Here is a 26,996-nt window from a genome sequence, read left to right as displayed (position 1 = left end):
TTTTCTATGAAAAAGCAGACAATTGCGCCTAAACGCTGGTGGTTCATCATGCCCATCGTGTTTATCACCTACAGTCTGGCGTACCTGGATCGTGCGAATTTTAGCTTTGCCTCTGCGGCAGGCATTAACGACGACCTGGGCATTACCAAAGGCATGTCGTCGCTACTTGGCGCGCTGTTCTTCCTCGGCTACTTCTTTTTCCAGATCCCCGGTGCCATTTACGCTGAACGCCGTAGCGTGAAAAAACTGATTTTTTGGTGCCTGATTTTGTGGGGCGGCTGCGCCTCGCTGACCGGGGTAGTAAGCAACATTCCGATGCTGGCGGCCATTCGCTTTATACTTGGCGTGGTGGAAGCTGCGGTTATGCCTGCAATGCTGATTTACATCAGCAACTGGTTTACCAAGTCAGAACGTTCGCGGGCAAACACCTTTCTGATTTTAGGTAATCCGGTCACGGTACTGTGGATGTCGGTGGTTTCCGGTTATCTGATTGAATCGTTCGGCTGGCGCGAGATGTTTATCTTTGAGGGAATTCCGGCGGTGATCTGGGCCGTTGCCTGGTGGTTCCTGGTGCAAGATAAGCCGGCGCAGGCGCGCTGGATGAGTGAAGCGGAAAAAGCGGCCTTACAAGCTGAATTACAGAAAGAGCAAGAGAATATCAAAGCGGTACGTAACTACGGCGAAGCCTTCCGTAACCGCAACGTGATCATCCTGTGTTTGCAATACTTCGCCTGGAGCATCGGCGTGTATGGTTTCGTGCTGTGGCTACCGTCGATTCTGCGTAACGGTACGCAAATGGGCATGGTTGAAGCAGGCTGGTTGTCGGCGGTACCGTATCTGGCAGCGACCATTGCGATGGTGGTGGTCTCCTGGGCTTCGGATAAGACACAAAACCGTAAGCTGTTTGTTTGGCCGCTGTTGTTGATTGGTGCGCTGGCTTTCCTCGGTTCATATCTGGTGGGTTCAGATAATTTCTGGCTCTCTTATGCGCTGTTAGTGATTGCGGGTGCTGCGATGTATGCCCCTTATGGTCCGTTCTTCGCCATTATCCCTGAAATGCTGCCTCGCAACGTATCGGGTGGCGCGATGGCGCTGATCAACAGCATGGGTGCACTCGGTTCCTTCCTGGGATCCTGGGTTGTCGGCTATCTTAATGGAGCGACCGGTAGCCCGTCAGCCTCCTACATCTTTATGGGCGGTGCCTTGTTGGTTTCAGTCTGGTTGACGTTAATCGTCAAACCAGCACAAAACAAAACGCCGCCGCTACATGGTGCGAAACACGCCTGAAAGCGTAAGCGCTAAGCGTATTTTTCCGGGCGACCTGTGTGTCGCCCGTCACTCATTTACAGGGAGCAATTGATGAAACCATCTGTGATTCTGTACAAAAGCCTGCCCGACGATTTGCGCGCCCGCCTCGACGAACACTGCGCGGTGACTGAAATTAACGATCTGTCGCCAGAAAGCCAACAGCAATATGCAGACGCCTTGCAACAGGCAGAAGGTTTACTGGGATCTGGCGGCAAAGTGAATGGTGACTTACTGGCGAAAATGCCAAAACTGCGTGTCTGCTCCAGCGTTTCGGTGGGATATGACAACTTTGATGTCGATGCGTTGAATCAGCGTCACGTGGTGCTGATGCACACGCCGACTGTACTGACCGAAACCGTTGCCGATACCATGATGGCGCTGGTATTAAGCAGCGCCCGCCGCGTCACCGAGCTGGATGCGTGGGTGAAGGCAGGTAAATGGCAGCAAAGCATTGGCCCGGATCTGTTTGGCATTGATGTACACCACAAAACACTGGGAATTCTCGGCATGGGCCGCATCGGCATGGCGCTGGCGCAGCGTGCGCATTTTGGTTTTGGTATGAAGGTGCTCTATAACGCTCGCCGCGAACATGAAGAAGCGCAAACACGCTTTGACGCCCAGCGCTGCGATCTGGAAACGCTGCTGAAAGAGAGTGATTTTGTCTGTATCAGCCTGCCGTTGACCGAGCAGACGCACCATATGATTGGCGCTGAACAGCTTAAATTAATGAAATCGAGCGCGGTGCTGATTAATGCCGGACGTGGTCCGGTGGTGGATGAGAATGCGCTGATTGCTGCGTTACAGAACGGGACGATCCACGCTGCTGGTCTGGACGTATTTGAGCAAGAACCGGTCTCGCCAGATTCGCCGCTGTTGAAACTGCCTAACGTCGTGACGCTGCCGCACATTGGTTCAGCCACCCACGAAACCCGCTACGGCATGATGCAGGATGCGGTGGAAAATTTGATCGCCGCACTGAGCGGCAACGTTGAGAAAAACTGCGTAAACCCGCAGGCGCTGAAGTAATCCGAGCGCCTTCCCATTGCGCCCGCCACTGGCGGGCGTTATGGTGGACCCCCCATTCGTTATTACAAATTTTTAACCGCTATGGCTTTTTCTCAATTCGGCGACAAATTTACACAAAATTCCGGTATCTCACGTTTGATGGAAGACATGGGCGCAGGCTTGCGCACGCCTGGCACCATCATGCTTGGCGGCGGTAATCCCGCGCAGATCCCGGCTATGAACGACTATTTTCAGCAACTGCTGCAACAGATGCACGATGAAGGCAAGCTGAGCGAAGCGCTCTGCAATTACGATGGCCCACGTGGTAAGGCTGTTTTGCTGGAAGCGCTGGCAGAACTGCTGCGCGAAAAGCTGGGCTGGCCCATCAGCGCAGAAAATATTGCGCTGACCAACGGCAGCCAAAGCGCTTTTTTCTATCTGTTTAATCTGTTCGCTGGACGTCGCGCCGATGGCAGCAAAAAGCGCGTGCTGTTCCCGCTGGCACCGGAATATCTCGGCTATGCTGATGCCGGGCTGGATGAAGGATTATTTGTCTCGGCGAAACCGAATATCGAACTGTTGCCAGCAGGCCAGTTTAAGTATCACGTCGATTTCGAACATCTCCCGATGAATGAGGATGTGGGACTGATTTGCGTCTCGCGTCCCACCAACCCAACCGGCAATGTTATTACCGACGAAGAGTTATTAAAGCTGGATGTACTGGCGCAGCAACATGATATTCCGCTGCTGATCGACAACGCTTATGGCGTGCCTTTTCCCGGCATTATCTTCAGCGATGCACGTCCGCTGTGGAATCCCAACATCATTCTCTGCATGAGTTTATCCAAGCTGGGTCTGCCGGGGGCGCGCTGCGGCATTATCATTGCCGACGAAAAAACCATCAGCGCGATTGGCAACATGAACGGCATTATTAGCCTGGCACCGGGCGGCATCGGCCCGGCCATTGCCTGTGAAATGATTCGTCGTGGCGATCTGCTGCGCGTGTCAGAAGAGGTGATCAAGCCGTTTTATCAGGATAAGGTTTCACAGACGATCACCATTATTCGTCGCTATTTATCGGAAGATCGCTGCCTGATCCATAAACCCGAAGGCGCGATTTTCCTCTGGCTTTGGTTCCGCGATTTGCCGATCAGCACGGAAACGCTTTATCAACGACTCAAAGCGCGTGGTGTACTGATGGTGCCAGGCCATTTCTTCTTCCCCGGGCTTGAACATGAATGGCCGCACACGCACCAGTGTATGCGTATGAACTATGTCCCAGATGCCAGCAATATCGAGCGTGCGATACAGATTCTGGCGGAAGAAGTAGAAGACGCCTGGCGCGACTAAACCTGCTTTTCGATCAACGATTGTTGGCACCATTGTGCCAGCTGACGAATGGCTTGCTCGACTTCGGCGTTCCAGCCGAAGCCGGCATTCAGCCGAAAGCAGTGATCGTAGCGGTCATCGGTGGCGAAAATATGCCCCGGCGCAATGCCAATGCCCGCATTGCGCGCTTTTAAAAACAGTGCTCGCACATTTAAGGCGTTAACCGGCATCTCTACCCACAAGACATAACCGCCTTCTGGCTCAGAAACGCGCGTGCCAACCGGAAACTCGCGTAGCACCGACTGACGCATTTTGCTGATTTGTGATGAAAGCTCACGTCGCAGCTTGCGCAGGTGCGCATCGTAGCCGCCGCTGCGCAGCAGTTCTGCAACCGCCGCCTGCGACAGCACTGACGTGCCCATAGTGGAGGTATATTTCAGCGAGGCAATTTTGCGCATGAAATTCACGCTGTGAACCCAGCCGATGCGGATCCCCGGCGCCACGGTTTTCGAGAAGCCGCTGCACAAAATGACATTCGGGCTAAAGGCCCGCATGGGAAAGGGCCGGCGTTCACCAAACGCGGTATCACCAAAAATATCATCCTCAATGATCACCACATCATTTTCGTCGGCCTGGCGCGCAATGTACGCTTTCTGTTCGTTGGGAATGCTTTTTCCCAATGGGTTGTTGATGTTGCAGAGCGTAAGAAACGCTTTCACTGCTTTACGGCGAAACAGACCCGTTAACTTTTCTACGTTAACGTAGCCTTCTGGCCCGGCTTCGACTTCAATCACTCGCAGATCAAGATTACGCAGCATCTGCAATAAGACGAAATAGCAGGGCGATTCCACCGCCACGATATCGCCGGGTTTGACGGTTGCACGCAGCGACAGTGAAATCGCTTCGATGCAGCCGTTGGTGATCAGAATATCATCCGTGTTGATGTTGCAGCCGTAATCGACCGCCCGACGGGCGATCTCGGTTTTCAGCGGCGCGTAGCCGGTGCCTTTTACCGTGTTACCCAACAGCGCCGGTTTGCTGTAACCCATCTGGCGCATCAGCAAGCCGATTTTCTTCACGGGATAGAGCGCGCTGTCACCATTCGCCAAATCAAGGCGTACGCGGCAATCTGAGCCGACCATCGCCAGATGCAGCTCAGTTTGCTCATCCAGCGGGGCGACTTCACGCGGCTGCTCACCCAGCGTTACCCGTGAATGCTTCTCCAGCAGACGGGGTGCAACAAAAAAGCCCGACTTCGGGCGTGCTACCGCGTAGTGCTCATCCTCCAGCGTGCGTAATGTTTTCAACGCCGTCGTCAGGCTGACATTATATTGCGTGGCCAGCGTGCGTACCGACGGTAAGCGGCTGTCTGGCAGCAGCGTGCCCGCATGAATAGCCTGCTTGATCTGTTCTGCTATCTGGCGGTAACGACTGCTTTGACTCTCCTGCTCCCCGATAACATCCGCCATCTGTTCCACCCCATATCGTGCTGATCTGTGCATATTCAACAGAGTACATTCAAAGTACTTTAGGCTGCATCTCTTAATTATTCATGATGCAAGACGGGTATTTCTCCGAGGCTGGCTTGCGTCTAACGCTCTCAATGACCGAGACATTTATTAGCTAACCACGCCGTGGCGTTTTCTAGTGGAATCAATTCTTTCCACGTCGTTCATGCGATTTTATTAGCCAAAGGAAAAAGTGAAAAATGAATAATTTGTCCACCATGATGAGGGAAATTGAAGCCTTTCTTTCGCCCGCAATCATCGACTCTGCTAATCGTTGCTCAACACGTTTACTTGCGGCTTTGCCGGACACACAACAGCTTGATAATAACCGCGTGCTGCTCGCCTACGGCGGCGGCAAAGACAGTAGCTATATGGTCGCCTACGTTCGATACATTCAAGGCCTTATCTGGCAGCAGCAGGGCAACACCTTTCGCCTACGCATTAGCACCAACCGCCATGCGGCGATGAGCGACAGCGTGATGGAAAATATCGATCGCGTTTATCAATCACTGGCTATTCCGGGTGATGAATTCACCGAATGTCTGGTGGTCGATGGCTTACAGATTCGCCCGTTCGAGCGGCATTTGCCGATGCCGGACAGCGTCCGCCAGCAAAATCGCAACGATGTGCTGATGAACGGCCACCGCTTTCGCGCAGATGCGCGTTCCACTTTTTGCAATGCCTGCAACCTCAGCATGGTCAACTCCTTTGGGCTGGCAGCCGATTACAACGGCGGCGTTGATGTGATCATTACCGGCGATTCGCCACAGGAACAAACATCCTACGTTGCCTGGGCGCGCCACCTTTCTCGCCTGTTTGATGCGCCCGTTGCGGATAAAAGCCGCGGCTTTAGTGGCTTTCTGCAAACGCTGGATGGCGTAGCCGACCGCTATTTTTCAGATATTTATGGTGCCGATCAGGTCACGCCCGCCCACCGTATTACGCATCAGTTGGCGCGCGATCCGCTGTTTTTCAACATCTATGAAGATACCGCTTATGAAGCGGGTGCGCATTGGGCACTGCTTAATGACTTTATGCGCTTTCGTTTTGACGACCTGATGTTCAGCTTCTCTGAATCGGACTGCGGCAACCCAACCTTAATGGCGCATATTCGCGGCCTGCGAGCCGAAACGCTGTTGCAAAGAAACTATGCCGAAGGCATTCGGGAATATGTGCGCTTTGCGCTTGGCTTGATGGTGCAAAAAGATTTTCCACCGCAGCTTATCGATGAGATGGCGGCGCGTTATCAGGATGATACAGCCATTGAGCGCCAGCGCCAGCGTGCAGCCCAGTTCGCTGAACAGGCGTTCGATTTAGATGAAACACAGCTGATTTGCATGATTTATTCCCCGTTCATTGAGGAAGGAAAACAGCTCAACAGCTGGCTGACACAGCAAAATATTGCGCTGGATGAAACGGCGATTCGCGATTTTCTTAGCCAGCGCAGTGACGATATGACGCTGGCTCACTCGTTATCCCAGCTTTCCGGTATGACGATGGGACAAATGCGTCATTGTTGGCAGAGCAAACAGGTCAGTTCGTTGCTGGACGGCAAAAGTGCCGATCCGCTGTCGCGCGTGCTGCGTTTTGATCCGCATAAAGCGGTGATACAGGTCAATAACGGCGTGCTTCAGGACACCGTGACCGAAGTGATCTCCGGGCGCTAATCCCGGTAAGGCAGAGCGATGAGAAAGATTTTCCTGCAGATTGGTGCCACCCGCGACGGACAAAATCCTTATTGCGACGTCGCGAAGCGCGAAGGTTATTTTACCGTGCTGGCAGAGATGGGCGATTTTGTTGATTACCAGTCGCTTAGCTTGTCACTGCCGTTCGATCTGATTTTACGTCTCGATCGGCCCGAAAACCCGTGGGATGTGATGCAGGCTTATATGCGCGCCGGGATGTTGGAACACCCGCACGTGGTGCTGGCCGGGTTTGAAGCCTACAACACCAGCGCCGGTCGGGTGCGCGAAATGCTGGCTGGCCCCGATGCGCCCGCAGCCTTTATTCCGTTGGATAAATATGCGCAGCGCATGGCGTTAAAAAAAGCCTGGTCACGCTTTCCACAGCCGGAATTTCGTTTCTTCGCTTCGCCACTCAGCATTCTTGATGCGCAGGATGCGCTGCTTTACCCCTGTGTGATCAAGCCTGTAGATGGTGGCGGGGGTTTAGGCATTTGGTTAATCGAAGAGGAAAGCCAACTCGCGGCGGTGGTAAACAAACTGGTGGAAACCATGAATTACGGCGGTCGCGGCTTTACCGGTTTTATTGTCGAAAGCTGGCTGCCGGGCGATGAATATTCACTGCAAGGTGTGGTGCATGAAGGTCATCCGCAAGCGCTGACCTGCTGCCAAAAGGTGATTGAGCAGCATCGTGATGCTGAAGGTTGCGTCAGTTTCTACGAGTCGGGCCATGTTGCCGCATCCGCCGAACACTTACCGCCTTCGTTTTCCAGCCTGATGAAATTCTGCTGTGAAACCTTTGATTACCGGCAAGGCGCATTTCATATCGATTTCATCGTAGTGGATGGCGTGCCACATTTTTTGGAAATGGGCTTTCGCCTTTCCGGCATGGGTGTGGTGAATTTGGTGCAGGAAGTCACCGGCATTAACTGGGCCGAGATCGCTTTTCAAATTGAAGCCGGTAAGCCGATGCCTGCACTGGAATTTGCGCCACCTCATGCCGTAGGTCAGCTGCGCTTGCGGCAAAGTAAACAGCTGCAGACAGCAGAAACCTGGATCGCGCAGCATCAACAGGGCGTATTGATGCCGCCACTTAATCTGCCCGCGTTGCAGGTCTCGCAGCGATCGTCGCTGTATGCCGATTTAACCCGCCACGCCGGTATTCTCGCCACCTTCCGCCTGACAACCGGCGGGCGTGACGACATTTTGGCGATATTTAATCAGATCATTACTTCGCAAACAGCCAGCATAGGGAGAAATTTATTATGTGCAGGATGATTCTGGCGCACGGCCAGTTTGACCCCGCTACTGTACTGGAAGCTGCGCGTGCTATGAGTTGTGGCGAAAGCGCCGAACACGACGGGCCGATAAAAGCACATCCCAACGGGTGGGGCTGTTTGTGGCTGGAAGAGGGGCAGATTCGTACTTTGCACGGCACCGATACCTTTGCCGAAGCGCTGCCGGGTATTGATATTGATCGACTACGCGGGCGTTTTTTAGCGGTACATGTACGCCATGCAACGTTGACCAAAAATCACGGACTGGAATTTTCACATCCGCTGTGGCGCAACAGTGCTGGCAACCATTGGTACATGATGCACAACGGGTTTTTGCCCACGGTTTACCGCCATCTTGGCTTAACGGAGTCGCGTTTTGACTCGGCAGAATATTTGCAATATTTGGTTGATAAGGTCACACCAGCCGATTTCAACCGCGATTACCTGCGCAGCAAAATGGCACAAGTCGCGCCGGGCGGCAGCGCAGGCAATGCCTTTGTCGTCACCCGGGAAAAAGCCTGGGCGTGGCAATGGTATCCAGAAGACACACCCTATCCTGACTATTTTACGATGCATTACCGTCAACAGGACGGCTGCACATTTATCTCTTCAGAACCTGTTTCAACACTGGGCAGTGCCGACACCTGGCGGCGCATGAGCAATCATGAACTTCATGAGATTCCTTTGTGGGAGTAAACAACATGGCCATTTTTAATCAGATCCGCGTCATCAATCCCAACATGTTCGTTGAAACGACCTGGCTGGATGACATCGTTACTGCGCGTGTGCCTTTGCTGGTGCTGCGTAATTTCATCACGCCAGAAGTGCGCGAAGCGGTGGTCGATGATTTGCAATCGTGTCGCGAAAAGATCCGCGTCTCCCACTATCCCAACGGGGCACTCACGACGCTGGGACCGTATCTGGCAAAACATACTGCTGCGCCGGATAACTACTTTACCGAGCTGCGCGATATTCAGCCGTCGCTGCCGCCGTCACTGAGTTGCTTGCGCGCGCAGATTTACAACTGGGTGCAACATACGCTCAAGCTCGACAGTTTGCGGATTGCGCATGAACCAGGAAAGGGTGATTACGCGGGTTCCATCGTGCGCTTTCATGCCAATGGTGTCGCGAATCCGCTGCATAACGACAACATCGTACGCGATGCCGCAGAGACTGATCTGGTGGTAACTCAGATTCTGCATCAGCTGAGTTGTGTGGTGTGCCTTCAGGAATCAAATGCCGGCGGGACGCTGCGTATCTACAACAAGAAGTGGTCACCGGAAGATGAGCGTTTCAAAACCGCTGGAGAGCTGGGCTATCAAAGTGGCGTGACGGACAGCAGCGAAACCTGTGAATTTTCGCCGCGCAGTGGAGATATCTACCTGTTTAATCCGGCGTTTTACCATGAAATCGATCGCGTCGAAGGCGATACCCGCATCACCATGGGTTTCTTCTTTGGTCTGACTGACAAAAAAATGAAGCATGCCATTGCCTGGAGTTAATTCAGGGGCCCGTCAATGAGGAAAACCGAATGACAGTATTTGAAAAAATCACAGCATTACTGGATGAGCATCAGGCGGATTACCGTGTGGTAGAGCATGACGCGATCGGTCAGACCGATGTCATCAGCGAGATTCGTGGTAACGCGTTGAACCAGGCAGCAAAAGCGATGGTATTAGAAGTCACCATGCCGGAAGGCGCGGATTCGCGCTACCTGTTAGCGATTGTGCCGGGCGACTGCAAGATCAACTTTAAAAGCGCGGCGCGGGCGATTGGCGGCAAGAAGTCGAGCTTCGCTACGCCAGAGATGGCGCAGGCGCTGACCCAGTGCGTAATGGGGGCGGTGCCGCCGTTTAGTTTTGATGACCGATTGGCGCTGCGCGTGGACGCGCGGCTACAGGAGGTGGGCACGTTGTGGTTTAACGCCGGTGCATTGGAAAAATCGATCGCGTTGGCGGTAGCAGACTATTTTCATATTGTGGGTGAACACTGCTGTGCAGAGATTGCCACGCCGATGGCGATCACCGCCTGACGGCAGCAGAAGGAGGACGTGATGTCCGTAAAAGATATGCTGTTAGCACTTTGCGTGGTGGTGGCGTGGGGCGTGAACTTTGTGGTGATTAAACTGGGGCTGCAGGGAATGCCGCCTTTCTTACTGGCAGGGTTACGTTTTGCCTTGGTCGCATTTCCAGCGATTTTCTTTGTGCGTCGTCCGGCGATCCCGCTGCGCTGGCTGGTGGTGTATGGCATCACCATCAGTTTTGGTCAATTTGCGTTTTTGTTTTTGGCGATCAAGTTGGGCATGCCGGCTGGCCTGGCGTCGCTGGTCTTGCAGGCGCAAGCCTTCTTCACCATTCTGCTCGGCGCATTGCTGTTAGCCGAGAAACTGCGCTGGAATCACATCGCCGGGATTATCATCGCCACGCTGGGCATGTTTATGTTGGCGACTGCAGGTATGAAGGGGCAAGCTACCGCAGGCATTACGTTAACCACCATGATGCTGACGCTGGCCGCCGCGCTGTCGTGGGGTTTGGGGAACATTACCAACAAAATCATTATGCGTAACCGCAAGGTGCCGATCATGTCGCTGGTGATCTGGAGCGCGCTGGTGCCGATCGGACCGTTTTTTGCCTGCGCGTTTCTGTTTGAAGGCAAAGAGGCAATTGTTTTCAGTCTGCTGCATATCACCTTGCAAACTGTGCTGGCGCTGATTTATCTGGCTTTCGTCGCCACCATTGTCGGTTATGCGATTTGGGGCAATTTGCTCAGCCGTTATGAAACCTGGCGTGTCGCACCCCTTTCGCTGTTGGTGCCGGTGGTGGGTATATTGAGCGCGGCGCTGTTTCTCAATGAAACCCTCTCTGCACAGCAAATGCTGGGCGCTTCGGTGATCATCGTTGGGCTGTTGGTGAATGTGTTTGGCGGTATGGTGACGCAACGATTTCTGATGCGTACACAGCCTTAAGCAATAAAAAAACGCCGCATCGCTGCGGCGTTTATCTCATCGACTTTCTGTACCTGCGTAACGTCGCGTAAACGTGCGGCAGGGATTATTATTTCAGAATTTCAATGCGGCGTGGTTTCGCCTCTTCTGGAACGATGCGCTCCAAATCAATGCTTAGCAGACCATTTTCAAGCCGTGCATCGCGCACGACGATGTGGTCAGCCAGTTGAAATTTACGTTCAAAATTACGCTCGGCGATGCCTTGATAGAGATATTTACGCTCGACCTGCTCTTCAGGATGCGCACCGCGCACAATCAGCATATTGTCTTGTGAAGTAATATCCAGTTCGCTTTGTGCAAAGCCCGCGACCGCAATAGTGATGCGATAGTGATTTTCATCCACCAGTTCAACGTTGTACGGAGGATAACCGCCGTTGCTCTGGTTTTGGTTTGATTCGAGCAAGTTAAACAGGCGATCAAAACCGATAGAGGTGCGATAAAGTGGAGAGAGATCAAAATTCCGCATAATAAGACTCCTGAAATTCAGCAAGTTTTGGCAACCTTCCACTATTGGACAGGTTGTTCGGTCTTCGGCGTCCCTTTCGGCGACACCCTGCATGACCGTGATATAAAAATGGGTGCCAGCCAGCGACTTTCAAGGCCCCAAAAGCAATTTTTTTCGCCAATCTGGTGAAATGACATACACTCAGGAATACCTTTGTCTGACCAAGGCGGACTTCACCGTAGAGTGATGACGTAGTCAGGCGAGCCAACTCAGTCAGGCGAATATCACGACTGAAGGGATGATGGAAATGAAAATAATGAAAACCTTACCGCTGGCAGGCATTGTCTGCTGCGCTATGGCGACAACAGGCTGTTCCAGCGTGATGTCACACACTGGCGCAAGCCAGGGTTATTATCCCGGCACGCGCGCCAGCGCTGATATGTTAGTGGATGACAACACCAGCTGGGCATTGAAGCCGCTGGCATTGGTTGACCTGCCGTTCTCAGCAGTGATGGATACGCTACTGCTGCCGTGGGATTATTATCGCAGCGACCACGATCAATCCCTCGATTCCCCACGTGCTCGCGTTTTGCGGAGCGAAAAGCTGGCACATACGCAAGAGAATCTGGCTCAGGCGCAGCCGATGCCGACTATTCAGCCGCAACCCTAAACAGCTGACGCCAACCATTCACTTCACGCATATAAGCGATCTGTTTTCCGTCAGGTGACCACACAACGGCGTCGCCGGACGGCGCTTCATCGCTTTGAACGGTTAACCGCTGGCAATCACCGCTCGACACGTCGCAGCGCATCACACTGTTATCACACACAAATGCAATCGCCTTGCCCTCGGGGTGCCAGCTGAACGCTGACTGAATGCTGCTCGCCAGTTGGGTGATTTGCCGTGGCTCGCCACCGTTAGGCGAAACGCTCCATAACTGGATTACGCCTTGTCGATCTGCTTTTAAAAACGCGATGGCGCTGCCATCGGATGACGCACGCAACCAATGGCGTGGCTGCTGCGCCAAACCGCTAAAGGTGACGCGGCGCTGCGTGACGCCAGCGGGCGGTGCAGGCAAACAATCATTGCGGCCTTCCAGCGGTGTATCGCCAGCGCGGGCGTAATCCTCAAGCGCATCGGGTAGATCAACCACAAAAATGTCCGGCTGTTTATCCCCTTGCGGCGAGAGCGTGTCGCCAATAAAGGCGATCGCCCACCGTTGTTGGCGGCCATCCGGCTTTATATAGCCTTGATTGCCAATCCAGCACTCTTCGTAGGCACGATTAATGTCATCGCTGCCAGGTTTGGGCTGCGCCGTGGTGGCGCTCACCAACACACAGAAATGGCTGCCATCATATTCACGTGGATGTTGTTTAGGTGGCGTGACCGCATGCAATGGCACAGCAATGCCGACATTGCGCAGATCCTGGCGCGTATCCCATTCATGCATCACATGGTCGTTATAGGTAAAGCTAAGGCGCGAGCCATCTGGGCTGAAAACGTGAACGTGAGAGCCGCCACGCAGCGCGCCGGCCGTAAACGGCGGCGTAATATCGCAGGCATCAAGATTCTGCGCTTCACCGTTTTGCACAATGACGCCGCGGCGATGGTGAAAATCGTAATGCCAGCTTTCGTCAGGATGTTCCGGGCCGTGAATGCAGACGTAGCGGGGCGGCAAATCTGGACTGACGGTGACAACGCCAACATGCGCCCCCTCTTTTGCCTGATACACCACCTCGACATCGCCACTTTCTACATTGACACGCTCAAGGGTTTCACCGGTAAATGACGCGCCTGAAGGACGTACATCAAAGGCCAGCCATTGGCTGTCTGCGGTCCAGACGTTGATATTAGTGAGTTGGTGATGACGTGAAGCAAAGGTAAGTTGTTTTTCGCGCATGAGGGCAACCTGATCAGAGAGTTGCCCACACGCTACGCCAAATGCGTTAAAGATGCAGCTTCGAATTTACCGCTTTGGCAGGGGCTTCGTGTCCTTCAATGGCCTTTTTTCTGCCCATCACCAAACCCAATATGCCGCCTAAAATCAGCGCGGCTGCCACAATTAACAAGCCATCGTTGTAGCTGTTGGTTGCGTCTTTTATGCGTCCCATAATCGGGGGAAAGCCCAAGCCAGCAATGTTCGCGACTGCATTGATTAAGGCGATAGAGGCGGCACCGGCTACGCCAGAAATGGTTTCGGTAGTGACCGCCCAAAATACCGGCGTGATTGCCCAGTTCAGTCCTACCATCAACACCAGCAACAGGTAAGCTATCCATTGTTGCGAAACCGCCATCGCGGCCAACAGCAGCAAGCCGGAAGCCATCAGCGGCAGCCCTAAATGGCGTGCGCGTTCGCCGGTACGATCAGAATGTCGGCCATTGAAATACATAAAAATACAGGCAAACAGAAACGGCACCGCCGACAGTAAACTCACCATCAGATTGCTGCGATCTTCCGCTACGCCTTTAACAATCAGCGGCAGGAACAGCGTGACGCCGATGGTGCCAAATGCCTGCAGCAGCCACAGCAAACTCAGCGCCCAGACACGACCGCTTTTTAATGCCACGCGCCAGTTGTGATGATGAATAGCGGAGTGCTGTTCGTCGCGGGCGATAGTTTGTGCCAGCCAGTTTCGCTGTTCAGCAGTGAGCCAGCGCGCTTTTGCCGGAGAATCGTCGAGATAAAACCAGGTCACAATGCCGAGGAAGAAGGCGGGGATCCCTTCCAACAGGAACAACCAGCGCCAACCCTCGACGCCCAGCATTCCGTGCATATTCAGCAAACTACCGGAAAGCGGCAGACCAATCACCGAGGCCAGCGCGGCGCCAATGTAAAACATCGACATGGCGCGAGCGCGGTCGCTGCGCGGATACCAGCAGGAGAGGTAATAAATGATGCCGGGCGTAAAACCCGCTTCCGCCGCACCGAGCAGAAAGCGCATCACATAGAGCTGGGTTGGCGTCTGCACCAGGCTCATACCCGCGGCAATAATGCCCCAGCTCACCATGATGCGCGCAATCCAGCGGCGGGCGCCAACGCGCGTTAGCAACACGTTGCTTGGCACTTCAAAGATGATGTAAGTGACGTAAAAAATCCCGGCGGCAATGCCGTACATTTCGGCTGTCATCGCCAGGTCGGCGTTCATCTGTAGCGCAGCGACTGAGATGTTGGCGCGGTCAATGTAGGCGATCAGATAGAGCAACATGATGAACGGCATGATGCGTAAATTCATTTTTTTGACGGTGCTGAGGTGCAGATGTTGTGTCATCGGAATGTCCTCACGTAGGGTGCAGCTGGCCTGGATTCCACGCTAGCGCGGAACCACAGAGATTTTTTTAGTTATGCAGAGGGTTGAATTAGCGCTTTACCATTCGGCGACAGAGCCGTCGACGTGGCGCCATAAAGGGTTGCGCCAGTCTGGCGCGTTGCGGCTGCGTTCGATCACCAAGGCTTCATCGATTTCTACGCCTAAGCCAGGTTTTAACAAGGGAGAAAACATGCCGTCATTCATGGCAAAATCCGCTTTGTTCACCACGTAATCCAGCAATTCTGCGCCCTGATTGTAGTGAATGCCCATGCTCTGTTCCTGGAACACGGCGTTATGTGAAACGAAATCAACCTGCAAACAGGCGGCGAGCGCCAGCGGGCCCAGCGGGCAATGCGGCGCGAGGCCAACATCATAGGCTTCAGCCATGGCGGCAATTTTCACACATTCGGTGATGCCGCCCGCGTGCGACAGATCAGGTTGCAGGATCGCTAATCCACCCGCTTCAAGCACGCGTTTGAATTCGAAACGCGAATACATGCGTTCACCCGCCGCGATCGGGATATGGGTTTGTGCGGCCAGGCGAGGATAATATTCTGCCTGCTCTGCCAGCACCGGCTCTTCAATGAACAGCGGGCGATAAGGTTCCAGTTCGTGGATCAGCAGCTTCGCCATGGGCGCACTTACGCGACCATGAAAATCCAGGCCGAATTCAATTTGATTGCCAAAGGCTTCACGGATCTGGGCGACGGTATTGACCGCAGCATCTACCTTGCGGCTGCTGTCGATCAGACTCATCTCTTCACAGCCGTTGAGCTTGAACGTATCAATACCGATGGTGCGCAATTTTTCGATACCGGCAATCACGTCAGCGGGACGATCGCCGCCAACCCAGCTGTAGGCTTTGATTTTGTCGCGCACCAACCCGCCAAGCAGTTGCCAAACAGGCACACCCAAGGTTTTACCTTTGATATCCCACAATGCTTGATCGATACCTGCTATGGCGCTCATCAAAATTGGCCCGCCGCGATAGAAACCGCTGCGATACATGACTTGCCACACGTCGTTGATACGCGCTGGGTCTTGACCGATCAACGCTTCACCCAGTTCATGGACTGCGGCCTCTACGCTACGGGCTCGTCCTTCGATCACGGGTTCGCCCCAGCCCGATACGCCTTCATCAGTTTCAATTTTCAAAAACATCCAGCGCGGCGGTAAGCGGTAGGTCGTGAGCCTGGTAATTTTCATCGCGTCGCCTCCTTATAAGCCTGTACAAAGGCTTGCGCCTTCTCGATAGTCTGCGTCACCGATTGACCGGCACGATAGAGATCGCTGCCTAAACCGGCACCTATGCAGCCGACTGCCAAATATTCCGCCAGGTTCTGTGGCGTAACGCCGCCAACTGCAAATACCGGGATTTCAGGCGGCAGCACCGCTTTGATCGCTTTGATATAGGCCGCGCCAAAGGCTGAAGCGGGGAAAATTTTCAGCGCCTGCGCCCCTGCATTTACGGCGGTGAATGCTTCTGTCGCCGTGGCGCACCCGGCTGCAACCCACATGTTGTGTTTGACCGCCTGCTGAATGACTGCCGCATCGGTATTCGGCGTAACGATCAGGCGACAGCCGATTGATGCCAGCTCATCAACCTGTGCGGTTTTTAACACGGTTCCTGCCCCAATCACTGCACGATCGCCGAACTGATGCACCATTTGTGGAAGGGTTTGCTGCCAGTTTGGTGAGTTAAGTGGGACTTCTATCGCATCAAAACCCGCATCAATCAGTGCGCGAATGTGTGCTTCCGCTTCTTCCGGCTTAATGCCACGCAAAATGGCAATCAGCGGTAATTTAATCGGTAAGTTCATCAACAATTCTCCGTATTCCTTGCTGGAAGGCACGATCGCCTTCCAGCCATTGCGTCGGGATATCGATCAGGGTGAAAGCCTGCTGATAACGCTGCGCCAGCTGCATATTAGTCACCAGCGTTACTGGCGTGGCTAGCGCGAGCTGGCGCTGCTGGCTGGCAACCTCATGACCAATCAGTAGACCAGAAAGGAAATCGCTAACCGATTCGCGTGGTAGCGTACCCAACAGATGTTGTGCCCGGACCTCGAACAATCGCGACAAAATTGAGGCATCGTTAACACCGATTTCCAGCCCACGGTGAAAAGCCTGCGTATCATCGTGCTGTTCGGGTAAACCGTTGCCGATAAGCGATTGTTTAAGCAGTAAATGGTGCAGTTCACCGGTCATGACGGTGCGGAAATCAACGATGCAGTCGCCTTCGGCAATCACCCATTTACTGTGTGTTCCTGGCATGACCGTAACGGCAGCAGGCGCCAATGCCTGGGCACCCAGCAGCTGCGTCTCTTCACCGCGCATCACGTTATGGTTATCGGCGTGGTTAATGCTCAATCCCGGCACAATCCAGCGGTTTTCGCCGACGTGAGTTAATTGTGCGGCAATGGATTCGAGTGGTAGCGGACAAGGAAGATAAGGCGCAGGTAGCCAGCCAACATTGCTGCCGACCATGCCTGCCATCACCACGGGTAATTCACTGACTGGCCAGCCGTGCACGATTTCGTCAAATACCTGTTGGTGGCTGCGACCATTTAATCGCGTTACGCCTGCTTCTGAGCGTCGCGTCTCTTGGCATTCGCCATCCAGGTAAAACCAGGCGCGTAAATTGGTTGAACCCCAATCGATAGCGATATAGCGGCTCATGAGATTGCCTTTAAGCGCTGGGTTGAGCTGGCAATCATGGTGCGAGCCGCCGCTTCTGCTGCATCGGCATCCTGATGACGAATGGCCTCAAACAGCATCTGATGCTCACGCAATGTTTGCGGCATATTGTCGCGATCGGGTTGGTAAGTGCGTTCAAATACCGCTTTTTGTAGCTGAACAATCGCGATGCTGAGTTGCTGCAAAATAGGGTTGTGGACGGAGGTTAGCAGCGCTTCGTGATAACGCATGTCAGCATCATTAAATGCCTGGCGATCGTGATGATGCGCAATCATGTCATTAAGCGCGTGCTCGATCTGGGCTAAATCCTGTGATGTGGCGCGTTCCGCTGACCAACGCGCCAGCTGCGGCTCCACTAATACACGCACGTCATTCATCGCTGCAATCAACTGCGGATCGTGGTTGTGCTTCAGCGACCATTGCAGCACGTCGCTGTCGAGGAAATTCCACTGCTGATGGGTTGTGACAAAGGCGCCGCGATAACGCTTAATTTCGATAAGCCGTTTTGCTGTTAGCGAGCGATAAACTTCACGGATTATGTTGCGCGACGTGGTAAAGCGTTCACACAGCTCCGCTTCTGCAGGCAGCGCCTGTCCGGGGGCGAACTGTCCAGAGACAATTTCTTCACCTAGCGTGAGAAGAATACGATCGGTTTTACTGACGTCCTGCTGATCCACGATTTATCTGCCTTTTCCTGAATGATGCGCAGGAAAGATTGTAGTACCACCTTGTTGGGTTGTACTACAATGTTGATCACAAAACAGACATATCGTCAGGTGGTGAGGAGCGTAGAATGAAGGGAAGTGGGCGGCGCCTGGCCGCCGAGAAATTAAAGCACTAACTCTTCAATCGCGTAAGCAACGCCATCTTCCATATTAGTTTTCGTGACAAACTGCGCGATTTTCTTAACAGATTCAATGGCATTACCCATTGCAACGCCGGTGCCTGCATATTCGATCATCGCTAAATCGTTTTCCTGATCGCCAATCGCCATCACTTCTTCCTGCTTCAGGCCGAGTTTTTCTGCCAGCATTTTCACGCCCTGACCTTTATTGACGCGACGGTCAAGAATTTCGAGATAGTAAGGCGCGCTTTTCAGCAGGGTGTAAGTCTCTTTCGCGTGGGCGGGCAAACGCTCAATAGCGGAATCCAGCAGCCCCGGTTTATCGATCATCATCAGCTTAGGAAAACGCATGTTGCGATCCATCTCCTCTACGGCGCGATAACGCACCGGAATGCCGGTCAGGCTAGCTTCATGAATGGTATATTCGCTGATATCTTTGTTTGGGGTATAAAGATGAGATTTATCAAACGCCTGAAAATGTACGCCCAGTTCACGTGCCAGCTGCTCAACGTAAAGATAATCGTCGAACGTTAGCGTGACTTCTGCGACGCATTCGCCATCTTCCGCACGATGTACCAGCGCACCGTTATTGCTGATGCAATACTGGCCAGCCTGAAGATCCAGCTCCATCAAATAACGTTGCACGCCAACAAACGGGCGGCCGGTTGCCAGCACAATGGACACACCTTTTTGGCGTGCGTGATCAAGTGCTGCTTTTACTCCCGGCGTGATCAGATGTTGTGGGTTGAGCAGCGTGCCATCCATATCAATCGCAATCAGTTTAATTGCCATAACGTCCTCGTTGAGTCAGGGTTTTATTCAATGCTAGCGCGATTCAGCTCACATTGACCAGTTTATCGGCACGTTTGGCAACAGCTTCGGAATGGGGCGTAAAGCAAAAAAAAGCCATCACAGATGTGATGGCGCATTAACCAGAGAGAATGTTGCGAGGAATCAACGGCTCATTGCGCCTGTTTTCGCTTTTCAAGTGCGCGACAGGCATAAAAAAACCCTTCCGAATAAGGAAGGGTTTTTCGTCGCGTCAGTGAATATCAACGATTAGATATCAATGTTTGCTGCTCTCAGCGCATTCTCTTCGATGAAGGCGCGGCGCGGTTCAACCGCATCACCCATCAACGTAGTAAACAGCTGGTCGGCAGCAATCGCGTCTTTAATGGTGACGCGCAGCATGCGGCGACTGCCTGGATCCATGGTAGTTTCCCACAGCTGCTCTGGGTTCATTTCGCCCAGACCTTTGTATCGCTGCACCGACAAACCACGACGTGACTCTTTTACCAGCCACTCAATTGCTTGTTCAAAGCTGGCAACAGGCTGTCGACGCTCACCACGTTCGATGAAAGCATCTTCCTCCAGCAAGCCGCGCAGTTTGCTGCCCAGAGCACAGATCTTGCGGTATTCTGGCCCCTGAATGAACTCCGCATCCAGCACATAATCGGTGTCAACACCGTGAGTACGCACACGTAAAACCGGTTCGAACAGATGCTCTTCACGGTTTTCACGGATCTGCGCAAAATAGGTGCTGCCGTGCGCTTCACGTTCAGTCAGATAGGAAACCAGGCCGTTTAACCAGTCTGTTACTTCCGCTTCATTACCCAACTCGCTGAGCGTTGCATGGTAAATCAGCGCACGTAACAGCGCGACCGGATAGCGGCGCTCCATACGTTTGATCATCTTCTGCGTGCTGTTGAAATCAGCCACTAAGGTTTCTAGCTGCTCGCCGCCGAGTGCCGGTGCGCTGGCGTTGGTGTGCAGCGTAGCGCCATCAAGCGCGATGGCGATTTGATACTGATCCATCGCTTCATCATCTTTGATGTACTGCTCTTGCTTGCCTTTCTTCACTTTGTAAAGAGGTGGCTGAGCAATGTAGACATGACCGCGTTCTACAATTTCTGGCATCTGGCGATAGAAGAAGGTCAACAGCAGCGTACGGATGTGCGAGCCATCGACATCAGCATCGGTCATGATAATGATGCTGTGATAACGCAATTTATCCGGGTTATATTCGTCGCGGCCAATGCCGCAACCCAGCGCAGTGATCAGCGTTGCCACTTCTTGTGAAGCGAGCATTTTATCGAAACGCGCTTTCTCAACGTTGAGGATTTTACCCTTGAGCGGCAGAATCGCCTGGTTTTTACGGTTACGGCCCTGTTTCGCCGAGCCGCCTGCGGAGTCACCCTCCACCAGGTAGATTTCTGACAGCGCCGGATTGCGTTCCTGACAATCCGCCAGTTTGCCTGGCAAGCCCGCCAGATCCAACGCGCCTTTACGACGCGTCATTTCACGTGCACGACGCGCCGCTTCACGGGCGCGTGCAGCATCAATAATTTTACCCACCACGATTTTTGCATCGCCTGGGTTTTCCAGCAGATATTCTGCCAGCAGTTCGTTCATCTGCTGCTCGACCGCAGATTTCACCTCAGAAGAGACCAGTTTATCTTTGGTCTGCGAGGAGAATTTTGGATCCGGCACTTTTACCGACACCACTGCAATCAATCCTTCACGCGCATCATCGCCGGTCGCGCTGACTTTGGCTTTTTTGCTGTAACCCTCTTTGTCCATATAGGCATTCAGGGTACGCGTCATTGCCGCGCGGAAGCCCGCAAGGTGTGTGCCACCATCGCGTTGTGGAATGTTGTTGGTGAAGCAGTAGATGTTTTCCTGGAAACCGTCGTTCCACTGCAGCGCCACTTCCACACCGATCCCATCTTTTTCAGTTGAAAAATAGAACACTGTTGGGTGGATTGGGGTTTTGTTTTTATTCAGGTATTCAACAAACGCCTTGATGCCGCCTTCGTAATGAAAGTGATCGCTTTTGTCATCGCGTTTGTCTTCCAGACGAATAGAGACACCTGAGTTCAGGAACGAGAGTTCACGCAGGCGTTTTGCCAGGATGTCGTACTCGAACGTAGTGACATTGGTAAAGGTTTGGTGGCTCGGCCAGAAGCGCACGCGCGTACCGGTCGCTTCAGTTTCACCAGTCACAGCCAGCGGTGACTGCGGCACGCCATGCTGATAGATCTGATGATGTACTTTGCCTTCGCGGCGAATAACCAACTCGAGTTTTTCTGACAAGGCGTTAACCACAGAAACGCCTACGCCATGCAGGCCACCAGAAACTTTATAGGAGTTGTCGTCGAACTTACCGCCGGCGTGCAGCACGGTCATGATCACTTCAGCGGCAGAGACGCCTTCTTCTTCGTGAATGCCGGTTGGGATACCGCGCCCATCATCTTGAACGGAAACTGAATTATCCGCATGAATGGTGACCATAATGTCACTACAGTGACCGGCGAGCGCTTCGTCGATTGCGTTATCCACGACCTCGAATACCATGTGATGCAGACCGGTGCCGTCATCCGTATCGCCGATATACATACCCGGGCGTTTGCGTACCGCATCAAGTCCTTTCAGGACTTTGATACTTGAGGAGTCATAAGAATTCGACATCAACGTTTCTCGCTCATTTAATCTTCAGGTTGAACCGCTATTTTACCCTGTTCCACGCGGAACATCTTGCCCTTTTCGTCGCTCATGTCGATTACATGATCGGCAGAAATGGCGCTGACAAAGACTTGTGCTTGCGTGGCTTTTAACCGCTCCGCTAACAGACGGCGGCGGCTGTCATCCAGCTCAGAAGCAAAGTCGTCAATCAGGTAAAGACAGCGGCGTCCGCTCTGGCGCGTCAGGAACTCGCCCTGCGCCAAACGTAATGCACACATCAGCAGTTTTAACTGACCGCGTGAGAGTAAATCTTCCACCGGCGTCCCTTCAGCACGAATACGGAAATCCGCTTTGTGCGGGCCGCTGGCGGTGTAAGTTAAGGCACGATCGCGTTCGAAATTGCGTTCCAGCAATTCGCCGTAATCGCTTTCTTTATCCCAGCCGCGCTGGAATGAGAAGGCTAATTCAAACTCCGGCAAAAACTGGCCGCAAGTTGCAATGATTTCAGCAGATATAGCCGCGCTGTATTCAGCACGCCACTGGCTGATTTGTTCGGCCAGCGGCACCAATTCTTGATCCCACGGCCGGATTTGGCTGTAACGCGAAACCTGACGCAGCGCAGCGTTGCGCTGTTTCAGCAGGCGGCGCATATTGCTCCAGGCATTAAAGAAGCCGGGCGTATTATGAAAACAGCCCCAGTCAACATAGGCTCTACGGTATTTGGGGCCGCCATTAAGCAGCGTAAAGCCCTCAGGCGTGATCAGCTGCATCGGCAGCATTTGCGCCAGCTCCGCGACTTTATGACCATCGCTGCCGTCAATGCGAACCTTGCTGTCTCCGGCGCGATTCTTGGTCAATCCCACCGAAATTTCACGCTCTTTGCCTTCCAGGCGACCGTGCAGCACAAACGCGGCCTGGTCATGACGAATAATCCGTCCTGCCTGCAAACTGCGAAAGGCGCGTCCATGTCCCAGCGTATAAATGGCTTCTAACACGCTGGTCTTACCGCTGCCGTTTGCGCCGACGAGGAAGTTAAACCCCGGCGCTAGCGCTAAGTCGGCCTGTTCGATATTACGAAAATCTTTGATAAGTAGGCGGGTTAAAGCCATGAATCAATCCAGCAGAGAAGGGCAAGAAGAGGCTAAATCATCATTCCAGGCCGACGGCAGCGCAATAAGTCTGATTACGGCCAGCACGCAGACCCTGGGAGCATACTGAAGTAGGCTTCCAGGGATAGGCACTCTCCGCAACCAGAATGACAAGTAAGCCAGGCCGATAAGAATCAAAGGCGCATTGGCATGACAACGTAGGCGGCGGCCGGACTGGCGACATCTTCAATTTGCACGCTGGAAATGGAGTCAGTCAGCAGTAAACGGACGTTCTCGCACTTCAGCGCATTGAGTACATCCAACACGTAACTGACGTTGAAGCCAATTTCCAATTCGCTGCCGTTGTATGAGACATCCAACATCTCTTCCGCTTCTTCCTGCTCAGGGTTGTTCGCCGTAATTTTCAGCTGATTTTCAGTGATATAGAGGCGAACACCGCGGAATTTCTCGTTAGAGAGAATCGCGGCACGGGCGAAAGCTTGTTTCAGCACGTCACAACCGGCTTCCAGTGCTTTGTCGGGGTTCTTCGGCAATACGCGACGATAGTCGGGGAAACGACCATCAACCAGCTTCGACGTAAAGATAAACTCTCCGACATAGGCGCGAATATTGCTGCTGCCAATTTTTACCTGCAGCGGCGTTTCGCCGCCATCCAGCAAGCGCAGCAGCTCAATGACACCTTTACGCGGCACAATCACGGAATGGCTCGGTAAGGTCTGGCCAATCGGCATTGAACAAACCGCTAAACGGTGACCATCGGTAGCGACAGTGCGCAGCTCTTCACCTTCGGTTTCAAACATCATACCGTTCAGGTAATAACGCACATCCTGATGCGCCATTGAGAACTGCGTTGCTTCGATCAGACGTTTCAGCGTGGCTTGCGGCAGCGTAAATTCGACTTCGCTTTGCCAGTCATCCAGATTAGGGAAATCGCTCGCGGGCAAGGTCGACAGCGAAAAACGGCTGCGTCCCGAACGAACCAGCATGCGATCGCCTTCCAGCGTGACGGTAATTTCTGCACCTTCCGGCAATCCACGACAGATATCGAGGAATTTACGCGCCGGGACGGTGGTGGCTCCGGGTTCATGCGCTTGCGTTAAAGCCACACGCGCCACCATCTCCATTTCTAAATCGGTACCGGTCAGCAACAACGATCCTTCATTAACCTGCATCAGCAGATTACCAAGAATCGGTAGCGTCGGGCGCCCACCTAGCGGACCGCTGACTTGTTGCAGCGGCTTCAGCAAATGCTCACGTTCAACAATAAATTTCATAGCGTCAGGAAGATAATGTTCTGATGAGATTAGAGAAATCTTCTTTAATATCGTGGCTCTCTTCGCGCAGCTGCTCAATTTTGCGGCAGGCGTGAAGCACCGTGGTATGGTCGCGGCCACCAAAAGCATCGCCAATTTCTGGCAAGCTGTGGTTTGTCAGCTCTTTCGCCATCGCCATCGCCATCTGGCGCGGACGTGCGACTGAACGTGAACGGCGCTTAGACAGCAAATCCGCGACCTTAATTTTATAGTACTCAGCGACCGTCTTTTGAATATTGTCGATGGTGACTAATTTTTCCTGCAATGCCAGCAAATCGCGTAACGCTTCGCGCACGAAGTCGATCGTTATGGCGCGACCGGTAAAGTTAGCATTGGCAATCACACGGTTCAGTGCGCCTTCCAGCTCACGTACGTTGGAGCGCAATCGCTTAGCAATAAAGAAGGCGACTTCACCGGGCAGGCGAATGTCATTTTCATCCGCTTTCTTCATCAGGATCGCAACGCGTGTTTCCAGCTCTGGCGGCTCGATCGCTACCGTTAAACCCCAGCCGAAGCGCGATTTAAGACGATCTTCGACGCCGTTGATCTCTTTAGGATAACGATCCGATGTCAGGATGATCTGCTGATTGCCTTCTAACAAGGCATTAAAGGTATGGAAAAACTCTTCCTGAGAACGTTCTTTATTGGCAAAAAATTGGATGTCATCGATAAGCAGTGCGTCAACCGAGCGGTAGTAGCGCTTAAACTCTTCAATGGCGTTGTTTTGCAACGCTTTTACCATGTCCTGCACAAAACGTTCAGAATGCATATAAACCACTTTAGCATTCGGTTTGCGCGCAATGATGCCATTGCCGACCGCGTGTAACAGGTGGGTTTTACCTAAACCGGTTCCGCCATAAAGGAAGAGCGGGTTATAGGCGCCGCCGGGATTATCTGCCACCTGACGTGCCGCCGCGCGCGCCAGTTGGTTCGATTTACCCTCGACAAAGTTGTCGAAGTTATGGCGGTTATTCACATTTGAGCGATAAGTCACGTCAGCAGGCGCGGGAACGTTGTCCCAGCTTGGACGCAGAATTTGTGTGGGTGCTGGACGCGTATAAACGGGCGTTGGCGTGCTTACGCTAGCCATAACGGGCTGGCTGACGGCTGCCGTCTGCTGTACCGGACGCGTGCCGACTTCAAAACGCAGCAAGGGCACATGTGGTCCACAAAATTCATTCAATAGTGCATTAATACTGTTGAGGTATTTATCTCGAACCCAGTCGAGTACGAAGCGATTTGGAGCATACAAGGCAAGCGTATTGTCGTTTAACTCAGCCTGTAGCGGACGAATCCACATGCTGAATTCGGTGGCAGGAAGCTCATCCTGCAAACGGGCAAGACACTGTTGCCAAAGCGTAAGTGACACGGCGGACTCCACTCGTACAAATTCGAATAAGAATAGTAGGTGCTAAACTCAGAAACGTTCATTTTTGACACAGACGAAAGAAAGCGCCTGCGACCGCTATCAGCGGTTTTCCATCCTGCAATCACTGGAGGATCGTCAGCGGAAGGGCGGATCATAGCGCAAAGCGCGTCAGAGATCTTCCCTTTCTACACAGTTTTGATCCTTTTTATCCACAGGTTCAAGGCGCGGAGTGAAGTTTACGCTAGCTGGGGGAAAAACCAGCAGGGTTCAGTATAAATGATGTGATTTTTCTAGCAGCTTCTCGTTTTGCTCGCAAGATCCTGCAATCTGATCACAATAAGATCCTGTGCGATCCTTGCGCTTTGGTACGGAGCCCGTATAATTCTCCCCCCGGCGTTGTTGTGCTATGCCCAATGCCCGGACTCAGCGGGCTGTATCCGGGTTTCCAGGTACCGCGAATAGCGAAGTAAATTGACTCTGGACTGTACAATTATTACAATCCCGCCTCTTTATTAAAGACACATTGAGGCGTAGGTCGAATTACTGGCCCAAAAACGCGTCATCCAGTGAAAATTTTCAAGTTTAGGTAGAAATCGCCATGAAACGCACTTTTCAACCGTCCGTACTGAAGCGCAACCGTTCACACGGCTTCCGTGCTCGTATGGCAAATAAAAATGGTCGTCAGGTTCTGGCACGTCGTCGTGCTAAAGGCCGTTCTCGTCTGACCGTTTCTAAGTAATAAAGCTAACCCTGATGGGTAAGCTCGCATTTCCCAGGGAGTTACGCTTGTTAACTCCCACTCATTTCACTTTCGTCTTCCAGCAGCCACAACGGGCTGGCACGCCGCAAATTACTATTCTCGGCCGCCTTAACGCGCTGGGGCATCCCCGCATCGGTCTTACCGTCGCTAAAAAACATGTGAAACGCGCTCACGAACGCAACCGGATCAAGCGATTGACCCGCGAAAGCTTTCGCCTGCGTCAGCATGAATTACCCTCGATGGACTTTGTCGTGGTAGCGAAAAAAGGGGTTGCCGATCTCGACAACCGTACGTTGGTGGAAGCGTTGGAGAAATTATGGCGTCGTCACTGTCGCCTGGCGCGCGGCTCCTGATCGTCCTGATACGCGTCTACCAACGCGTTATCAGCCCATTACTGGGACCACACTGTCGGTTTCATCCGACCTGCTCTCAATACGGAATTGAGGCATTACGCAGGTTTGGCGTGTTAAAAGGCAGTTGGTTGACATTAAAACGCGTATTAAAATGCCACCCTTTGAACCCGGGTGGTGACGATCCTGTGCCGCCAAAAACCTTAGATACCAGAGAACATTAAC

26 protein-coding genes are annotated in these 26,996 nt (G+C 53.0%); 13 read left to right on the top strand and 13 right to left on the bottom strand.

Translation table 11 applies throughout. The features are described 5' to 3' along the window. The first annotated feature begins 6 nt into the window (after positions 1–6). The 3 genes from MUG06_RS19895 (at position 7) to MUG06_RS19885 (ending at position 3,663) form a co-directional block, all read left to right on the top strand. Positions 7–1,287, top strand: a complete 1,281-nt coding sequence (locus MUG06_RS19895; RefSeq protein ID WP_243079800.1) for an MFS transporter — start codon at positions 7–9, stop codon at positions 1,285–1,287. Positions 1,288–1,359: 72 nt separating this feature from the next. After that, entirely contained in the window at positions 1,360–2,334 is a 975-nt protein-coding gene (gene ghrB / locus MUG06_RS19890) for a glyoxylate/hydroxypyruvate reductase GhrB (RefSeq protein WP_243079799.1), read from the top strand. An 81-nt stretch (positions 2,335–2,415) separates the two neighbouring features. Next, positions 2,416–3,663 carry a valine--pyruvate transaminase gene (locus MUG06_RS19885; RefSeq protein WP_243079798.1) on the top strand — a complete coding sequence of 416 codons (1,248 nt, stop codon included), beginning with the start codon at positions 2,416–2,418 and terminating at the stop codon, positions 3,661–3,663. Here MUG06_RS19885 and MUG06_RS19880 read toward each other — a convergent pair. Continuing rightward, positions 3,660–5,111 carry a PLP-dependent aminotransferase family protein gene (locus MUG06_RS19880; protein ID WP_243079797.1) on the bottom strand — a complete coding sequence of 484 codons (1,452 nt, stop codon included), beginning with the start codon at positions 5,109–5,111 and terminating at the stop codon, positions 3,660–3,662. The two genes, MUG06_RS19885 and MUG06_RS19880, sit on opposite strands and share 4 nt — an antisense overlap. 239 nt (positions 5,112–5,350) lie before the next feature. Between MUG06_RS19880 and MUG06_RS19875 the strand changes: the two genes are divergently transcribed. The 6 genes from MUG06_RS19875 to MUG06_RS19850 are packed head-to-tail and all read left to right on the top strand — an operon-like array spanning position 5,351 to position 11,074. Next, the gene (locus MUG06_RS19875; RefSeq protein ID WP_243079796.1) at positions 5,351–6,817 is read left to right on the top strand and encodes a hypothetical protein; all 1,467 of its coding nucleotides are present in this window, start codon (positions 5,351–5,353) and stop codon (positions 6,815–6,817) included. A gap of 18 nt (positions 6,818–6,835) precedes the next feature. Further along, positions 6,836–8,110, top strand: coding sequence for an ATP-grasp domain-containing protein (locus MUG06_RS19870; RefSeq protein ID WP_243079795.1), 1,275 nt, complete (start codon positions 6,836–6,838; stop codon positions 8,108–8,110). Continuing rightward, positions 8,098–8,805 (top strand): class II glutamine amidotransferase, encoded by a 708-nt coding sequence (locus MUG06_RS19865; RefSeq protein ID WP_215848078.1) that lies wholly within the window; start codon positions 8,098–8,100, stop codon positions 8,803–8,805. The genes MUG06_RS19870 and MUG06_RS19865 overlap by 13 nt, the downstream gene beginning before the upstream one ends. A 5-nt stretch (positions 8,806–8,810) precedes the next feature. After that, a complete protein-coding gene (locus tag MUG06_RS19860) occupies positions 8,811–9,611 on the top strand; it encodes a 2OG-Fe(II) oxygenase (protein WP_243079794.1) in 801 nt (266 codons plus the stop codon). 29 nt (positions 9,612–9,640) lie between these two features. Continuing rightward, complete coding sequence (locus tag MUG06_RS19855) at positions 9,641–10,141, top strand: YbaK/EbsC family protein (protein ID WP_243079793.1); 501 nt, start codon at positions 9,641–9,643, stop codon at positions 10,139–10,141. Positions 10,142–10,162: 21 nt separating this feature from the next. Beyond that, positions 10,163–11,074, top strand: a complete 912-nt coding sequence (locus tag MUG06_RS19850; protein ID WP_243079792.1) for an EamA family transporter — start codon at positions 10,163–10,165, stop codon at positions 11,072–11,074. A gap of 88 nt (positions 11,075–11,162) precedes the next feature. Here the strand turns inward: MUG06_RS19850 and ibpA are convergent, their stop codons facing one another. Next, complete coding sequence (ibpA, locus tag MUG06_RS19845; RefSeq protein WP_215848074.1) at positions 11,163–11,579, bottom strand: small heat shock chaperone IbpA; 417 nt, start codon at positions 11,577–11,579, stop codon at positions 11,163–11,165. Between the two features lie 286 nt (positions 11,580–11,865). Here ibpA and MUG06_RS19840 point away from each other — a divergent pair, with 286 nt between their 5' ends. Beyond that, a complete protein-coding gene (locus MUG06_RS19840) occupies positions 11,866–12,228 on the top strand; it encodes a YceK/YidQ family lipoprotein (protein WP_215848073.1) in 363 nt (120 codons plus the stop codon). Here the strand turns inward: MUG06_RS19840 and MUG06_RS19835 are convergent. The 11 genes from MUG06_RS19835 to dnaA all read right to left on the bottom strand — a co-directional run bounded on the left by MUG06_RS19835 (position 12,209) and on the right by dnaA (position 25,661). Continuing rightward, complete coding sequence (locus MUG06_RS19835; RefSeq protein WP_243079791.1) at positions 12,209–13,459, bottom strand: DUF3748 domain-containing protein; 1,251 nt, start codon at positions 13,457–13,459, stop codon at positions 12,209–12,211. The two genes, MUG06_RS19840 and MUG06_RS19835, sit on opposite strands and share 20 nt — an antisense overlap. 46 nt (positions 13,460–13,505) lie before the next feature. Further along, a complete protein-coding gene (locus tag MUG06_RS19830; RefSeq protein ID WP_243079790.1) occupies positions 13,506–14,828 on the bottom strand; it encodes an MFS transporter in 1,323 nt (440 codons plus the stop codon). A gap of 96 nt (positions 14,829–14,924) precedes the next feature. Next, on the bottom strand, positions 14,925–16,073 hold the full coding sequence (gene dgoD, locus MUG06_RS19825) for a galactonate dehydratase (protein WP_215848071.1): 1,149 nt from the start codon (positions 16,071–16,073) through the stop codon (positions 14,925–14,927). Further along, entirely contained in the window at positions 16,070–16,687 is a 618-nt protein-coding gene (locus tag MUG06_RS19820) for a 2-dehydro-3-deoxy-6-phosphogalactonate aldolase (RefSeq protein ID WP_243079789.1), read from the bottom strand. The genes dgoD and MUG06_RS19820 overlap by 4 nt, the downstream gene beginning before the upstream one ends. Further along, complete coding sequence (locus tag MUG06_RS19815) at positions 16,671–17,546, bottom strand: 2-dehydro-3-deoxygalactonokinase (RefSeq protein ID WP_243079788.1); 876 nt, start codon at positions 17,544–17,546, stop codon at positions 16,671–16,673. Before MUG06_RS19815 ends, MUG06_RS19820 begins: the two co-directional genes overlap by 17 nt. Next, positions 17,543–18,241: a FadR/GntR family transcriptional regulator gene (locus MUG06_RS19810; protein WP_243079787.1), complete on the bottom strand. Its 699-nt coding sequence runs from the start codon at positions 18,239–18,241 to the stop codon at positions 17,543–17,545. The genes MUG06_RS19815 and MUG06_RS19810 overlap by 4 nt, the downstream gene beginning before the upstream one ends. Positions 18,242–18,393: 152 nt before the next feature. Further along, on the bottom strand, positions 18,394–19,200 hold the full coding sequence (yidA, locus tag MUG06_RS19805; RefSeq protein ID WP_215848067.1) for a sugar-phosphatase: 807 nt from the start codon (positions 19,198–19,200) through the stop codon (positions 18,394–18,396). Between the two features lie 267 nt (positions 19,201–19,467). Further along, positions 19,468–21,876: a DNA topoisomerase (ATP-hydrolyzing) subunit B gene (gene gyrB / locus MUG06_RS19800; RefSeq protein ID WP_243079786.1), complete on the bottom strand. Its 2,409-nt coding sequence runs from the start codon at positions 21,874–21,876 to the stop codon at positions 19,468–19,470. Between the two features lie 17 nt (positions 21,877–21,893). Continuing rightward, positions 21,894–22,979, bottom strand: coding sequence for a DNA replication/repair protein RecF (recF, locus tag MUG06_RS19795; RefSeq protein ID WP_243079785.1), 1,086 nt, complete (start codon positions 22,977–22,979; stop codon positions 21,894–21,896). 173 nt (positions 22,980–23,152) lie between these two features. Continuing rightward, on the bottom strand, positions 23,153–24,253 hold the full coding sequence (gene dnaN, locus MUG06_RS19790; protein WP_243079784.1) for a DNA polymerase III subunit beta: 1,101 nt from the start codon (positions 24,251–24,253) through the stop codon (positions 23,153–23,155). 4 nt (positions 24,254–24,257) lie between these two features. Beyond that, a complete protein-coding gene (dnaA, locus tag MUG06_RS19785) occupies positions 24,258–25,661 on the bottom strand; it encodes a chromosomal replication initiator protein DnaA (protein ID WP_215848064.1) in 1,404 nt (467 codons plus the stop codon). 598 nt (positions 25,662–26,259) lie between these two features. Here dnaA and rpmH point away from each other — a divergent pair. The 3 genes from rpmH to yidD are packed head-to-tail and all read left to right on the top strand — an operon-like array spanning position 26,260 to position 26,995. Continuing rightward, the gene (gene rpmH, locus MUG06_RS19780; protein ID WP_003023858.1) at positions 26,260–26,400 is read left to right on the top strand and encodes a 50S ribosomal protein L34; all 141 of its coding nucleotides are present in this window, start codon (positions 26,260–26,262) and stop codon (positions 26,398–26,400) included. A 14-nt stretch (positions 26,401–26,414) separates the two neighbouring features. Next, positions 26,415–26,774 (top strand): ribonuclease P protein component, encoded by a 360-nt coding sequence (gene rnpA, locus MUG06_RS19775; RefSeq protein ID WP_215848063.1) that lies wholly within the window; start codon positions 26,415–26,417, stop codon positions 26,772–26,774. Next, on the top strand, positions 26,738–26,995 hold the full coding sequence (gene yidD, locus MUG06_RS19770) for a membrane protein insertion efficiency factor YidD (protein ID WP_215848062.1): 258 nt from the start codon (positions 26,738–26,740) through the stop codon (positions 26,993–26,995). The genes rnpA and yidD overlap by 37 nt, the downstream gene beginning before the upstream one ends. The last annotated feature ends 1 nt before the right edge of the window (position 26,996 follow it).

This window comes from Pantoea sp. MQR6 (assembly GCF_022761075.1).
In the GTDB taxonomy this organism is placed as follows: Bacteria; Pseudomonadota; Gammaproteobacteria; order Enterobacterales; family Enterobacteriaceae; genus Pantoea; species Pantoea phytostimulans.
The sequence above is the reverse complement of the archived record's forward strand: the minus strand, read 5'-3'. Positions and strand labels throughout refer to the sequence as shown.

Excerpts from the sequence above, each read along its gene's own strand:
- MUG06_RS19885 (WP_243079798.1), top strand. The coding sequence starts at position 2,416 with ATGGCTTTTTCTCAATTCGGCGACAAATTTACACAAAATTCCGGTATC.
- MUG06_RS19860 (WP_243079794.1), top strand. The coding sequence starts at position 8,811 with ATGGCCATTTTTAATCAGATCCGCGTCATCAATCCCAACATGTTCGTT.
- MUG06_RS19830 (WP_243079790.1), bottom strand. The coding sequence starts at position 14,828 with ATGACACAACATCTGCACCTCAGCACCGTCAAAAAAATGAATTTACGC.
- MUG06_RS19895 (WP_243079800.1), top strand. The coding sequence starts at position 7 with ATGAAAAAGCAGACAATTGCGCCTAAACGCTGGTGGTTCATCATGCCC.
- dnaN (WP_243079784.1), bottom strand. The coding sequence starts at position 24,253 with ATGAAATTTATTGTTGAACGTGAGCATTTGCTGAAGCCGCTGCAACAA.
- yidD (WP_215848062.1), top strand. The coding sequence starts at position 26,738 with ATGGCGTCGTCACTGTCGCCTGGCGCGCGGCTCCTGATCGTCCTGATA.
- rpmH (WP_003023858.1), top strand. The coding sequence starts at position 26,260 with ATGAAACGCACTTTTCAACCGTCCGTACTGAAGCGCAACCGTTCACAC.
- recF (WP_243079785.1), bottom strand. The coding sequence starts at position 22,979 with ATGGCTTTAACCCGCCTACTTATCAAAGATTTTCGTAATATCGAACAG.
- MUG06_RS19840 (WP_215848073.1), top strand. The coding sequence starts at position 11,866 with ATGAAAATAATGAAAACCTTACCGCTGGCAGGCATTGTCTGCTGCGCT.
- dgoD (WP_215848071.1), bottom strand. The coding sequence starts at position 16,073 with ATGAAAATTACCAGGCTCACGACCTACCGCTTACCGCCGCGCTGGATG.
- MUG06_RS19875 (WP_243079796.1), top strand. The coding sequence starts at position 5,351 with ATGAATAATTTGTCCACCATGATGAGGGAAATTGAAGCCTTTCTTTCG.
- rnpA (WP_215848063.1), top strand. The coding sequence starts at position 26,415 with ATGGGTAAGCTCGCATTTCCCAGGGAGTTACGCTTGTTAACTCCCACT.
- MUG06_RS19855 (WP_243079793.1), top strand. The coding sequence starts at position 9,641 with ATGACAGTATTTGAAAAAATCACAGCATTACTGGATGAGCATCAGGCG.
- gyrB (WP_243079786.1), bottom strand. The coding sequence starts at position 21,876 with ATGTCGAATTCTTATGACTCCTCAAGTATCAAAGTCCTGAAAGGACTT.
- MUG06_RS19865 (WP_215848078.1), top strand. The coding sequence starts at position 8,098 with ATGTGCAGGATGATTCTGGCGCACGGCCAGTTTGACCCCGCTACTGTA.
- MUG06_RS19815 (WP_243079788.1), bottom strand. The coding sequence starts at position 17,546 with ATGAGCCGCTATATCGCTATCGATTGGGGTTCAACCAATTTACGCGCC.
- ghrB (WP_243079799.1), top strand. The coding sequence starts at position 1,360 with ATGAAACCATCTGTGATTCTGTACAAAAGCCTGCCCGACGATTTGCGC.
- MUG06_RS19820 (WP_243079789.1), bottom strand. The coding sequence starts at position 16,687 with ATGAACTTACCGATTAAATTACCGCTGATTGCCATTTTGCGTGGCATT.
- ibpA (WP_215848074.1), bottom strand. The coding sequence starts at position 11,579 with ATGCGGAATTTTGATCTCTCTCCACTTTATCGCACCTCTATCGGTTTT.
- MUG06_RS19880 (WP_243079797.1), bottom strand. The coding sequence starts at position 5,111 with ATGGCGGATGTTATCGGGGAGCAGGAGAGTCAAAGCAGTCGTTACCGC.
- MUG06_RS19870 (WP_243079795.1), top strand. The coding sequence starts at position 6,836 with ATGAGAAAGATTTTCCTGCAGATTGGTGCCACCCGCGACGGACAAAAT.
- yidA (WP_215848067.1), bottom strand. The coding sequence starts at position 19,200 with ATGGCAATTAAACTGATTGCGATTGATATGGATGGCACGCTGCTCAAC.
- MUG06_RS19850 (WP_243079792.1), top strand. The coding sequence starts at position 10,163 with ATGTCCGTAAAAGATATGCTGTTAGCACTTTGCGTGGTGGTGGCGTGG.
- MUG06_RS19835 (WP_243079791.1), bottom strand. The coding sequence starts at position 13,459 with ATGCGCGAAAAACAACTTACCTTTGCTTCACGTCATCACCAACTCACT.